This window comes from Oxalicibacterium faecigallinarum (genome assembly GCF_014635705.1).
Taxonomy (GTDB): Bacteria; Pseudomonadota; Gammaproteobacteria; order Burkholderiales; family Burkholderiaceae_D; genus Oxalicibacterium; species Oxalicibacterium faecigallinarum.
Window position 1 is genome coordinate 46,744 of record NZ_BMDI01000002.1, and the last position, 13,278, is coordinate 60,021.

10 protein-coding genes and 1 pseudogene are annotated in these 13,278 nt (G+C 55.5%); 9 read left to right on the plus strand and 2 right to left on the minus strand.

The features are described 5' to 3' along the window. Nucleotides 1-129: 129 nt before the first annotated feature. From IEV29_RS10195 to IEV29_RS10215, 5 genes are all read left to right on the plus strand, one after another. Nucleotides 130-1,650 carry a UbiA family prenyltransferase gene (locus tag IEV29_RS10195; RefSeq protein ID WP_229726346.1) on the plus strand — a complete coding sequence of 507 codons (1,521 nt, stop codon included), beginning with the start codon at nt 130-132 and terminating at the stop codon, nt 1,648-1,650. A gap of 10 nt (nt 1,651-1,660) precedes the next feature. After that, the gene (locus tag IEV29_RS10200; protein WP_188381206.1) at nt 1,661-2,038 is read left to right on the plus strand and encodes a DMT family transporter; all 378 of its coding nucleotides are present in this window, start codon (nt 1,661-1,663) and stop codon (nt 2,036-2,038) included. Between the two features lie 72 nt (nt 2,039-2,110). Further along, the gene (locus IEV29_RS10205; RefSeq protein WP_188381207.1) at nt 2,111-3,646 is read left to right on the plus strand and encodes an ArnT family glycosyltransferase; all 1,536 of its coding nucleotides are present in this window, start codon (nt 2,111-2,113) and stop codon (nt 3,644-3,646) included. A 59-nt stretch (nt 3,647-3,705) separates the two neighbouring features. After that, a complete protein-coding gene (locus IEV29_RS10210) occupies nt 3,706-4,605 on the plus strand; it encodes an alpha/beta hydrolase (RefSeq protein ID WP_188381208.1) in 900 nt (299 codons plus the stop codon). A gap of 79 nt (nt 4,606-4,684) precedes the next feature. Further along, on the plus strand, nt 4,685-5,602 hold the full coding sequence (locus IEV29_RS10215) for an AEC family transporter (RefSeq protein WP_188381209.1): 918 nt from the start codon (nt 4,685-4,687) through the stop codon (nt 5,600-5,602). Between the two features lie 101 nt (nt 5,603-5,703). On the opposite strand, the gene uvrA is transcribed toward IEV29_RS10215, so the two are convergent. Then, complete coding sequence (gene uvrA / locus IEV29_RS10220; RefSeq protein WP_188381210.1) at nt 5,704-8,556, minus strand: excinuclease ABC subunit UvrA; 2,853 nt, start codon at nt 8,554-8,556, stop codon at nt 5,704-5,706. Nucleotides 8,557-8,766: 210 nt separating this feature from the next. Between uvrA and IEV29_RS10225 the strand changes: the two genes are divergently transcribed. The 3 genes and pseudogenes from IEV29_RS10225 to IEV29_RS10235 form a co-directional block, all read left to right on the plus strand. Then, a complete protein-coding gene (locus tag IEV29_RS10225; RefSeq protein WP_188381806.1) occupies nt 8,767-9,960 on the plus strand; it encodes an MFS transporter in 1,194 nt (397 codons plus the stop codon). A gap of 13 nt (nt 9,961-9,973) precedes the next feature. Beyond that, a complete protein-coding gene (gene ssb, locus IEV29_RS10230; protein WP_188381211.1) occupies nt 9,974-10,453 on the plus strand; it encodes a single-stranded DNA-binding protein in 480 nt (159 codons plus the stop codon). A gap of 225 nt (nt 10,454-10,678) precedes the next feature. Beyond that, nucleotides 10,679-10,868 (plus strand): annotated as a pseudogene (locus tag IEV29_RS10235) (4Fe-4S dicluster domain-containing protein); the annotation flags it as partial. Between the two features lie 53 nt (nt 10,869-10,921). Here the strand turns inward: IEV29_RS10235 and IEV29_RS10240 are convergent. Next, on the minus strand, nt 10,922-12,316 hold the full coding sequence (locus IEV29_RS10240) for an aminotransferase-like domain-containing protein (protein ID WP_188381212.1): 1,395 nt from the start codon (nt 12,314-12,316) through the stop codon (nt 10,922-10,924). Nucleotides 12,317-12,773: 457 nt separating this feature from the next. On the opposite strand from IEV29_RS10240, the gene IEV29_RS10245 reads away from it, so the two are divergent. Then, a complete protein-coding gene (locus IEV29_RS10245; RefSeq protein ID WP_188381213.1) occupies nt 12,774-13,256 on the plus strand; it encodes an MSMEG_0572/Sll0783 family nitrogen starvation response protein in 483 nt (160 codons plus the stop codon). Nucleotides 13,257-13,278 lie beyond the last annotated feature (22 nt).

Genomic DNA, 13,278 nt, shown 5'->3' on the forward strand with positions numbered 1-13,278 from the left:
CGGACTGGCACCTCCATGGAACATGGAATCGCAGCACGGCTCTTTCCTGTTGCGACAGCGACGGCAGGCGTCGCGATACAAACCGACCTGTCTTTCCTTCAGACCTAACCTTTGCTTCCAGGTGGTGATTTGAGCGTTTCCCCAGGTACATCTCCGCGTCCTGTTGCGCGCATGCAGGCTTCCACCCAGGTGGATGGCTCGCAAGGCGTTGCCGCCAACCCTGTCGGCTTGCCGGTCTATGTCGATCTCGACGGCACGCTGACCTACAGCGATTTGCTGTTCGAGTCTTTTTTATTGCTGATCAAACGCAATCCTTTTTACCTGTTTGCCTGTTTGGGTTGGCTGCTGCGTGGTCGCGGCTATTTAAAGGCGCAGATTGCCGAGCGGGTTGCACTGGACGTGTCGCTGCTCCCTTATAACGACACCTTGTTGAGCTGGTTGCGAGAGCAGCATGCGCGTGGCCGGCGACTGGTGCTGGCGAGCGCTTCCGATCGTCGATTGGTGCGGCAGGTCGCTGCTCATCTGGGTATTTTTGATGCGGTACTGGGGAGCGATACGACGCTCAATCTCAAATCGCGCGCCAAGTTACAGGCGATTCAGGCCGATGCCGGTGATGGTGGGTTTGCCTATGCGGGCAATGCGGCACCGGATCTGGCGGTCTGGGCGCACGCTGCGGAAGTCATCGTCGTCAATGCTTCTCCCGCGATTGTGCGTCGTGCGCAGGCATTGCGCACGCCAGCAATGGTGATTGATCCACATCCAGTCCCGTTACTGCTGACATTCAAGGCCCTGCGTTTGTACCAATGGGCAAAGAACGGTCTGATTTTCGTGCCCTTGCTGGCCGCGCATGAGCTCAATCCGGATCGCTGGTTGATGACCTTGTATGCCTTTATCGCGTTTGGCATGTGTGCGTCGGCAACCTATGTGATCAACGATTTGTTTGATCTGGCATCGGATCGCGCACATCCGCGCAAACACAAGCGACCATTTGCTTCGGCGCGATTATCGATTCCATTTGGTCTTGGCCTGGTCGGCACGTTGTTGCCGTTGTCATTCCTGCTGGCCTTTTGGATCTCGCTGCCATTCTTTCTTTTGATGGTCTTGTATGTGGTCGTGACCTTGTCTTACTCGGCACGCCTTAAGCAGATCGCGATTGTCGACGTGCTGATTCTGGCATCTTTGTATACGCATCGCATCATCGCGGGCGGTGAAGTCAGCGATGTCGTGATCTCTAACTGGTTGCTCGCCGTGTCGCTGTTCATGTTCCTGAGTCTGGCGCTGGTCAAGCGTTGTGCAGAACTGGAATTCATGAATGAAGATGGCCGTACCACGGCGGCTGGTCGTGGTTATCGCACCAGTGATTTGCAATATCTGATTTCGATGGGAATCGCGAGCGGTTTTGTCGCTGTCATGCTGCTGGCGCTGTATATCGACCGCCAGGACAACGGGCAGCTTTATCCGCATTCAGACATTCTGTGGCTGATCTTGCCGCTGATGCTGTTCTGGATCATGCGCCTGTGGCTGAAAATTTCGCGTATGGAAATCCACGACGATCCGCTGCTGTTTGCCATTACCGATCGCGCGAGCTGGGTGGTGGGATTCCTGGCTGCCGTTGTGGCGCTGATTGCCTCGATCGGGGGCTGGAAATGAGGATTGCGGTATGAGTCAGCTGGGTGCATGGGGACTGGCATTGTTCTGTGTCTGCCTGACGGCTACGGCACAGGTGCTGCTCAAGATGGGGATGTCGGCTCCGGCGATGCAACAGGCGATGACGCATGGCTTGCCATCGGTATTCTGGCTAGCCGTGACGAGTCCCTTGATCTGGGGGGGCATGGTTTGCTTTGGTGCGAGCGCCGGCCTGTGGTTGCTGGTGCTGGGCAAGCTGGAGGTCAGCATGGCCTATCCACTGATTTCGCTGGGTGTCGTTCTGACGACATTGGCCGGGATCTTCCTCCTTGGCGAATCTGTCAGCCTCTACAAGATTGCGGGCGTAGCGCTGGTGATCGCCGGTGTACTCGTTCTGGCAGTAAAAGCATAGTAAGTAAAACCCGGTCCGGACGCATCATCAAGCGTTTGCATGGGGCCGATTAAAGAGTTTTGAAAGAATCAAATGAAACTGGATTTGACGCGCGCGTTGTATGCCGACGCTGACCCGCAACACGCACGCAAGATTTTCTGGCGCGTCTTTATCGTGACGCTGCTGTTGAAGTTGTGGCTGGCAGCGATGTTCCCGATGACGGGTGACGAGGCGTATTTCTATCAACTGGGTGTGCATCCGGCCTGGGGATATTCCGACCACCCACCGATGATCGGCTGGTGGATTTATCTGCTCAATAGCGTGTCGTCATCGACCTTGTCGGTGCGCTTCTTTACCGTTCTATTATGGAGCGTGATTGCACTCGGCATGGTCGACCTGTTGCGTCGCATGCTGCCGGTATCGCAGGAAGGGGCGGCATGGTGGCTGGGATCGGTTTTCCTGCTGCTGCCATTCACGCTGTTGCTGAATCTGGTGACCACCGATACGCCGCTGATTTTCTTCATGTTCCTCTCCGGCTATTGCTTTGTACGTGGCGTGCATGACAGCAAGCGCTGGTGGTTTGTGCCGACGGGCTTGTTTCTGGGTTGCGCTTTGCTGTCCAAGTATTTTGCCGGTCTGCTGGCGATTGCTTACTTTGTGTACTTCTGTCGTTCGTGGCGTGGCTGGATCAACCTGATCATCATCGCCGCGTTTTCTGCGCCGTTGTTTGCGCTCACGATGGTATTCAATGCCTATCACTGCTGGACCAACGTGATGTTCAATCTGGTCAATCGCAATGAAGGTGCCCACTGGTCATGGGAAACGATCGTGCAATATCTGGTGATGATGTTGTATCTGATTACGCCATGGGTCTTATGGCGTGTGTTGCGAGCAGGGCGATTGCTGATTCAGCACGGCGTGCTCGTCACGTTATTTGTCGTGCCGTTTGCCATCTTCCTCTTCATGTCGCAGGAAAAATCCATTGGGCTGCATTGGGTGCTGGGCTTCATGCCATTTCTGTATCTGTTTGCCGGTTTGATTACGGGGGCCGGCGACCTGCGTCGCTATGCAATCTGGTCGGCCTTGTATTCGCTGCCGCCACTTGCCGTCATGGTGGCGTTGATGATTGCACCAACATCGATGTGGCAGGGTTTTGCGCTGCATGACGATATCGTGTTTCATCGCGAAACAAAAAGCATCGTTAACTTCTTGCGCAAGGATCTGCCTGCAGACGGCAAGATCATGGGGCGGTTTTTTACGCCTTCTGCCATTCTGTCGTACCACGCCGATGAGTATCTGCCGACCTTTGGTCCGGGCAAGTATCACGCCCGTCAGGATGACCTGATTGTTGATTTTCGCGAGTATGCCGGCAAGCCAATTCGCATCTTTGATCGTCGTGCGATTAATGTAAAGGAATTGGCACCTTACTTTTCATCCGTGACGGTGCATGAGTTCAAGGTCGATGGCGTGTCATTCTGGTATGCCGATGGCAAGGATTTCAATTACGATGTATTCCGTGAGCGCATTCTGAAATCGGTCTGGCAGCAGTACTATCGCATCCCGAACTTTTTGCCGATGTACGGATGCGGCTTCCTTGAACGTTACGATTTCCCTCGAATCATCCGTTGATTGACCGAGGTGCGCATGCATCTGTTTTAATGGATGCACAAACATTGAAACGCCCATAGATGCCTGCTTTTACTAAAACAGCGTTGATCGTTATTTCCGCACTGGTCGTCATGGGCGGTTTGACAGCGTGCGCGCCGATCAAGGTACTCAACGCTGTCACAACGTCGAATACCTATAGCAAAAGAAGTGATGTGGCATTTGGCGACGATCCGCGCCAGAAGCTGGACGTCTACACGCCAAAGGATAGGCAAGCGCCGGCACCGATCGTGATTTTCATTTATGGCGGGAGCTGGAATGCCGGTGATCGCCGTGACTATGCCTTCGTTGGCGAGGCGCTTGCTTCACGCGGCATGATTGCAGTCATCCCTGACTACCGGCTTTATCCGCAAGTGCGCTATCCATCTTTTGTCGAAGATGGTGCGGCCGCAGTCGCATGGGCTATTCGCGAATCGAAAAATATTGGTGGCGACCCCGGGCAAGTGTATGTGATGGGGCATAGCGCTGGAGCCTACAACGCTGCCATGATTGCGCTCGACAAACGCTGGTTAGGCAAGATGTCGCTATCGCCCTCTGTATTGCGTGGCTGGATTGGCCTGGCCGGGCCCTATGATTTTTTGCCGATAGAAAATCCGGATGTGAAGCCGGTTTTCTTTCATCCAGATTCGCCGCCTGATTCGCAACCCATTCGTCATGTGACTGGCAAGGCCCCGCCTGCCCTGTTGATGGCGGCCAGCAAGGACGAGCTGGTTGATCCGAAGCGCAATACGGGCGGACTGGCGGAGAAGATGCGTGCTGCCGGGGTCCCGGTTCGTGAGCTTTATTTCAACAATGTCGGACATGCAAGCCTGATTGCCAGCCTCGCCTGGCCATTCAGGCAGCTTGCCCCCACGCTGGAAGAGATTGAGCGGTTCGTCAAGACGGATGGCGGTCGTCGGTCCGGCGCATCCCTCAAGCAATGAATATGCAATAAGCTATGCCTGCTGTTGCTGGATGGGGCTCCCGCATCCGGCATTTTTTTCCTGTTGCAGGAATCAATGAATGGAAATCTTCGAACGCATACTCGGCATTATCTTGCCGGTCTTTGCCATCATCGCGCTAGGTTACGGCTATGCGCGCCTGCGTGGCGAAACAGTGCGTTCGGATATGACGGCAGTCAATCGGGTCAGCATGGATGTCTTGTGTCCGTTGCTGGTCTTTACAGCGCTGGCCGCCAAGGACTTTGACATCGCGCATAACGGCATGCTGATCATGGCAGGTGCGTTGATTTCGCTGGGATCAGGATTGCTTGCTTGGCCGGTAGCGCGCCTGTTTGATTACGACATCCGTACCTTTGTGCCACCAATGATGTACAACAATTGCGGCAATATGGGATTGCCGCTGGCAGTGCTGGCATTTGGCGCAAGCGGTCTGGGCTCGGCAGTCGCCTTGTTCATGGCATGTAATCTGATTTATTTTTCCGTGGGCATCAAGATTCTGGAGAGTGGCAAGCGACAAAGCGAACGTCATGTTTCGCGCTGGAAGTTTCTGGCCAATCCCATGATGATTGCGATGATCGTCGGCACCTTGTTCGCCATCGTGCATATCCCTTTACCCACGCCTCTGTTTCTTGCCATGAAGATGCTGGGCGACGCATGCATTCCGCTCATGCTGTTTGCGCTGGGCGTGCGGATGATGGATGTCCGTCTCAAAAGCTGGCATATCGGTCTGGTGGGTGCCATCGTTTGTCCGTTGGGGGGCTTGATCATTGCCTGGTTGCTTGATCATGTCGTCAGCCTGACGGCGGAGCAGCGCGGACAGATGTTTTTGTTTGCTGCACTGCCGCCGGCGGTGTTCTGTTTCATGATGGCCGAGCAATATCAGCAGGAACCGGACAAGGTGGCGTCCATCGTTCTGCTCGGTAATCTGGCTGCACTGATCTTTGTGCCAATTGGTTTGTGGATGGGGTTGCCTGTCTGAATCAGGTGGTTGATCGCGGCGCTATTGAATCCGGATTAGTTCGGGAATACTGAAAATAAAAAAGCGAGCATGAGGCTCGCTTTTTGTCATGGCAAGACCATTTATTTTTTCTTCAACAATGGCCCCAGATACTTGCCGGTAAAGCTGCGTTCATTCTTTGCCAGATCCTCTGGCGTACCGGCACCGATGACTTGTCCACCACCAGCGCCACCTTCCGGCCCCATGTCGATCAGCCAGTCAGCCGTTTTGATGACATCCAGATTGTGCTCGATGATGACGACTGTGTTGCCTTGATCGCGCAGACGGTGGATCACCTTGAGCAGCAGGGCGATGTCATGGAAGTGCAAACCGGTAGTCGGTTCGTCGAGGATGTAGAGCGTGCGGCCGGTATCGCGTTTGGATAATTCGAGCGACAGCTTGACGCGTTGTGCTTCACCGCCGGAAAGCGTGGTGGCGCTTTGGCCAAGGCGAATGTAACCAAGGCCGACATCGAGCAAGGTTTGCAGTTTGCGCGCAATGACCGGTACCGGCTGGAAGAATTCATGCGCCGCTTCCACCGTCATGTCGAGCACTTCGGTGATGTTCTTGCCCTTGTATTCGACTTCCAGCGTTTCGCGGTTGTAGCGCTTGCCGTGGCAGACATCGCATGGGACATAGACGTCTGGCAGGAAGTGCATCTCCACCTTGATCACGCCATCGCCCTGACAGGCTTCGCAGCGACCGCCTTTGACATTGAACGAGAAGCGACCGGCCGAATAACCGCGTTCCTTGGCAGCAGGGACGGTTGCAAACAGATCGCGAATCGGTGTGAACAGGCCCGTGTAAGTTGCCGGATTGGAGCGCGGGGTACGACCAATCGGTGCCTGGTCGACCGAGATTACCTTGTCGAAATGTTCGAGACCGCTGATCGATTCATGTGCGGCTGGCTCTGCTTGCGAACCGTACAGATGGCGCGCGGCTGCCAGATACAGCGTGTCATTGACGAGCGTCGATTTGCCCGAGCCCGACACGCCCGTCACGCAGGTCAGCAAGCCGACTGGCAGTTCGAGCGATACATTCTTCAGATTGTTGCCGGTAGCGCCTGTGATGACGAACTGCTTTTTCGGATTCGGTGCAGTGCGTTTCTTGGGCACTTCAATCGACAGGGTGCCATTCAGGTATTGCGCGGTCAGCGACTTCTTGTTCTTCAGGATGTCTTTCAGCGTACCTTCGGCAATCACTTCACCACCGTGCACGCCGGCACCGATGCCCATATCGACCACGTAGTCGGCACAGCGGATCGCATCCTCATCGTGTTCGACGACGAGCACGCTGTTGCCGATGTCACGCAGATGCTGCAATGTGGCGATCAGGCGGTCGTTGTCGCGCTGATGCAGGCCGATCGACGGTTCGTCGAGCACATACATGACGCCGGTCAGACCCGAGCCGATTTGCGATGCCAGGCGGATACGCTGCGCTTCACCGCCGGACAAGGTATCGGCACTCCGTTCAAGCGACAGGTAATCGAGGCCGACGTTGTTGAGGAAGGTCAGGCGCGAAACGATTTCCTTGATGATGCGATCGGCAATCTCCTTCTTTGCGCCGGTCAGCTTCAGCTTCTGGAAAAATTCCAGCGTGTCGCGCAATGGCGTAGCCGCCACTTCATAGATTGCGCGTTGCTGTTTGCCGGTGCCGACCTTGACGTTACGTGCTTCCACACGTAGTCGTGCACCTGCGCAGCTCGGGCATTCCTTCTCATTGATGAACTTGGCGAGTTCTTCCTTGACGGCCATCGAATCGGTTTCGCGATAGCGCCGCTGCAGGTTGTGCACCACACCTTCGAATTCGTGTTCGCGAATGACGGCACGGCCTTTGTCGTTGATATAACTGAACGGCAGTTTTTCCTTGCCGGACCCGTAAAGCACGACTTCTTGCGCTTTCTCTGGCAATTTTTCGAACGGCAGATCGATATCGAATTGATAGTGATCGGCAATTGCCGTCAGCATCTGGAAGTAGAACTGATTGCGCCGATCCCAACCCTTGACCGCGCCGCTGGCCAGAGACAGATTGGGGAAGGCGACGATGCGCTTCGGGTCGAAGAATTCGATATGACCGAGACCATCGCATTCAGGGCAGGCACCCATCGGATTGTTGAACGAGAACAGGCGTGGTTGCAGTTCCTGCAACGCATAGCCGCAGACCGGGCAGGCGAACTTGTTGGAGAACAGATGTTCGGTACCGCTATCCATTTCGACGGCGAGTGCGCGACCTTCTGCCAGACGCAGCGCGGTCTCGAAACTTTCTGCCAGACGTTGCTTGATATCGGCTTTCACCTTGACGCGATCGATGACGACATCGATCGTGTGTTTTTCAGCCTTTTTGAGTTTTGGCAGCGCATCGACATCATAGATATGCGCGTTGCCGGTGCCGCTCTGTACGCGGAACCGGACAAAACCCTGCGCCTGCATCTGTTCGAACAGATCGAGGTGTTCGCCCTTGCGATTGGCCACCACGGGTGCCAGGATCATCAGCTTGGTGTCTTCCGGCATCGCCAGTACGGCATCAACCATTTGCGAAACGGACTGCGCGGCCAGCGGATTTTCCGGATGATCCGGGCAGTAAGGCGTGCCGACACGGGCGTACAGGAGACGCAGATAATCGTGGATTTCTGTCACGGTGCCGACCGTGGAGCGCGGGTTGTGCGACGTCGCCTTCTGCTCGATCGAAATGGCGGGCGACAAGCCTTCGATCAGATCGACATCCGGCTTCTCCATCAACTGCAAGAACTGGCGCGCGTAAGCAGACAGCGATTCGACATAGCGACGCTGGCCTTCTGCATACAAGGTGTCAAACGCAAGAGACGATTTGCCCGAGCCGGACAGGCCGGTGATCACGATCAGTTTATTGCGGGGCAAGTCCAGATTGATGTTCTTCAGGTTGTGCGTACGCGCACCCCGGATACGAATTTCTTCCATTCACTCTTTCAGTCAGGCTGGTTCGATGGCAGGCGCCTTTTGTGAAGGTGCCAAGCCGGTTACGGCGAGTCAACCTGATACTATAACGGGTTTTAAAGCGCCTCGTAAAAGCCTCGTTGCGCATGCTTTTCTTGCATTAAAAGTCGTTGTTACTGCGGCAACTGCCTGATTCCTCTGCTTTTGATGACAACCTATCCAACTTCTACCGGCATGACCTCCAGCGAACGGCGCGCAAGCGTCTCGCTGGCGGGGATTTTCGCGCTGCGCATGCTGGGCCTGTTTCTGATTTTGCCGGTATTTTCCGTTCATGCGAAAAGCATGCCGGGCGGCGACAGCGCCATTCTTGTCGGCCTGGCACTGGGCATCTATGGTTTGACGCAATCGCTGGGACAAATTCCTTTCGGGATTGCCTCGGACCGATACGGCCGCAAACGCATCATCGTGATCGGTCTACTGCTGTTTGCGCTTGGTTCGTTCATTGCCGCCATGGCAGACAACATGCTTTGGGTGATTATCGGTCGCGCGGTGCAGGGCGCCGGTGCGATTTCCGCTGCAGTGACGGCATTGATTGCCGACAGCACGCGCGAGGCACAGCGTACCAAGGCGATGGCGATGGTGGGTGCATCCATCGGCTTGTCCTTTGCCGCATCACTGGCGCTGTCGCCCGTTTTGTATCAAGCCATTGGCATGGGCGGCATTTTCTTTGTTACAGGCGTGTTGGCCTTGCTGGCAATTGTGGTGGTACGCCATGTCGTACCTGCTGCGCCAGCTTTGCCGCCTGGACGTGTGACGATCCGTGAAGTGATAGGCAATGTGGATTTACTGCGTTTGAACTACGGTGTCTTTGTCTTGCACCTGATACAGATGGCGATGTTTGTGGTCATGCCATCGGCCTTGATCCGCTTCCTGGATTTGCCTTTGACGGCGCATTGGAAACTCTACCTGCCGGTCTTGCTGGGGTCATTTGTATTGATGTTGCCACCTTTGCTGGCCAGTGAGCGGCTGGGTAAGTCCAAACAGATGTTCCTTGCGGCCATCGTATTATTGTTTGTCGTGCAGTTGGGGATGTGGTTCTTGTTGTCGCAGCAGACGACACACTGGATTTTGCCGGTCGGCTTGCTGCTGCTGTTTTTCGTCGCTTTCAATATTCTTGAAGCCAGTCAGCCTTCGCTGGTGTCCCGCTTGGCGCCGCCAGCGGGTAAGGGGGCAGCGTTAGGTGTGTATAACACCTTGCAGTCGCTGGGTTTGTTCTGTGGTGGTGCTGTTGGCGGTGTGCTGGTGCAATTTGCCGGACCGGCATCGGTATTTATCATGGGTGCGGTGCTGAGCGCTGGCTGGCTTATAATTGCTGCCAACATGAAAAACCTGCCGCGGCGCGGCACAGTGCAGCCCGCCGCCGTTTAAATCGGAGAAATTAATGGCATCAGTCAACAAAGTCATCATTGTCGGCAACCTCGGCCGCGATCCTGAAACGCGCTATATGCCAAATGGTGATGCGGTAACCAATATTGCCGTCGCCACATCCGAAAGCTGGAAAGACAAGAATACCGGCGAGAAAAAAGAACTCACCGAATGGCACCGCATCACCTTCTACCGCAAACTGGCGGAAATCGCCGGTCAGTACCTGAAAAAAGGTTCGTCGGTGTATGTCGAGGGGCGCCTGCAGACCCGCAAGTGGACCGACAAGGACGGTGTTGAGCGCTTCACAACCGAGATCATTGCCGACAGCATGCAAATGCTGGGTGGCCGTTCCGGTGGTGGCAGTGTCGGTATGGATGATGACTACGGCGGCAGTACGCCGGCACCACGCCAGAGCGCGGCACCTGCAAGTCGCCCGGCAGCACGTCCAGCAGCGGCATCGAACTTCAGCGACATGGATGACGATATTCCGTTCTGATAATTTGGAGTTTGCTGATCACAAAAACGGAGCCGATGGCTCCGTTTTTGCTTCTGCTGTATGCACCGTATCAGCCTCACTCTATAATGAGTCGCCTATAGCGATGCCACATTCAAAGAACATCATGCCGCTGCCACAGTCCTCCACCGTGCCTTTGTACGCTCAAATCAAGGAAGCGCTGCGCGCCAAAATCATTGACGGTACGTATGAGCCACATCAGAAGCTGCGGGGCCGGAGGCGCGTTACTGTCCGGCGGCTGTGTATGAGTTCGTGAAGACGGATGCCAACGAAGAGGCTGCAGATCAATGCGCAAAATTGTGTGCATTGCAAGACCTGTGATATCAAGGATCCGACACAGAACATAGTATGGGTTACGCCAGAAGGTGGCGACGGGCCCAACTATCCGAATATGTAAATAACGCGCATTGAAAAAAGCCGCTCAAAGTCACAGAGCGGCCTTTGTTTTTTTCAAACCACGGCTGGTGCTACCTTCGGTGTACTGCGCAATGCCTGCGCAATCATTTCCAGTCCGTGTTGAATATCATCCCGATTTGCGAGGCCACCGATGCATACGCGCACGGCAGCAGGTGGTGGTCCCGATACACAGAACGCATCACTGGGGACGACGCCGACACCGGATTCGGCAAGGTGGGCAGCAAAGGCTTTCTGTTCCCATGCCGGTGGCAAGTTAATCCACAGATGGAAGGCGTCCGGCTTGCTCTGATAACTGCCGGGCGGCAGAATGCGTGCGGCCAGTTTCTGGCGTGCGGCTGATTCCTTGCGGATGGCATTGAGCATCAGATCGGCCGTGCCGTCGCGTACCCAGCGTGTCGCCAGGGTCGAGGTAACGGGAGATGCCATGACGGTGGTGGCGCGCAAAGAGGAGGCGAGTCGTGACGCAAGGTGTGCGTCCGGTGCCACCATGTAGGCAATCCGCAGGCCGGCACCGACGCACTTGGCGAGGCCGGCAACGTAAAACGTGATGTCGGGTGCCAGGCTGGCCATGGCTGGCGGGCCACTGCGTGGCAGAAAACCATAGGCGTCATCTTCAATGATCGGCACATCATAGTGACGTGCCACATCGACCAGCGCCTGACGTCGTGCTGCCGAGATCGTCCCCGTCGTCGGGTTCAACAGGGTTGGATTGCAGTACAGGGCTTTGGGGCCATACTGCGCGCACGCGCCGGCAAAGGCGACGGCATCGATCCCTTCCGCATCCATGGGCAGGCCGACCAGTTTGATGCCGAGCAAACCGGCCAGTGCGCGCAGGCCGGGATAGGTGAGTTCCTCGCAACAGATCACCGAACCTGCCGGCGCGATGGTGGTCAGGATTGCCAGCAGCCCGCATTGTGCGCCCGGTACCACCAGCAGACGATCATGGTCGACTACCATGCCACGACGACGTAGCCACAAGGCACCGGCTTCGCGATCTTCATGTGAACCGCCGAAGTTCTGATAGCGCAACAGATCACGCATGCTGTTACCGACCTCGGCATAGCCGTTCTGCATCAATGCGAGCAAATCGGGTGCGTCGGGTTCCGGTGCCATGTTCATCGACATGTCGACGGTTGGCCGGCCTTCAAATACGCGTGGAATGCGCGGGCGGCGTTTGCCGCAGACAAAGGTGCCGCGCCCAACCACGGAGTCAATCAGCCCGCGCCGATGCGCTTCGGTGTAGGCACGTGCAACGGTCGTGAAATCGATCCCAAGCGCTTCGGCGAGCTTGCGTTGCGGCGGCAGACGTTGTTCGGCGGCGAGCTGGCCGATGGCGATGTCTTCGGCAATGGCATTGGCAATCGCTATATAGAGAGGACCACTGTTCTTCTTGATTTTTGGTGTCCAGATTCCGGCAGTTTTAGGCATGGCAGGGTTTCTCCAGAGGATGGGTCTGGAAAAATGTATGCACGTTTCGTTCCATTCAATTTGCTATATGAATGCATGCTGTGCGTGCATTGACTGCACCAATTCACATCAATTCCGATCCTCTTTCGCACGCTTTTAAAGCATGGTTTCGGGCGTGACAGAAAGCATTCGTTTCCTTCCGGAAAAGCAATTGACTGCAGCAATTGTATGGAGTGCAGATTTCGTTGTTCTGGCATGCCATCTTCCTTTTCCTTTTCTCTCCTCTGATACGAATTCTGATTGGCGTCGGACCTCCTGATTGCATGGATTTTCATGCAGTCAATTTGATGGTTGCTGGTGATTGACTGGCACATGTGATGCATTCATTGCCGGCGTCAGGACAGTGCGTCCGGCCGCGGAGCGCGATGCATTTCAAGCGCGCCGTCGCAACCCATCAATCCATTTAGGAGTCATCACCATGCCAGCCGTTTCTCATGCAGCACACGCCAAAGGCGACTTTTTTGTCGATTACGAAGAGAAGGTATTTGAAGACGTGAAAGCCAAGCCGGGCGAAAAGGCACTGGTCACTTTCCATACCGTTGCCTTTGAAGGTTCGATCGGTTTTGTGAACCTGCTGCAAGCCACGCGCCTGCAACGCAAGGGGTATGAAACCTCGGTGCTGCTCTATGGTCCGGGCGTCACGCTGGGTGTGCAGCGCGGTTTTCCGACGCTGGGTGATGAAGCGTTTCCTGGTCATCAGAACTTCAATAATCAGATCACCAAATTCATGAATGAAGGCGGCAAAGTCTACGCCTGCCGCTTTGCGCTGCAAGCCTTGTACGGTCATGGCGAGCCATCGCTGATTCCGGGGATTCGTGCGATCAGCCCGCTGGATGTGCTTGATCTGAAGTTGCTGCATCTGCGTGACAACGCAGTCGTCATTGACACCTGGACGGTTTAAGTCTGAACACGCAAGCAATCCA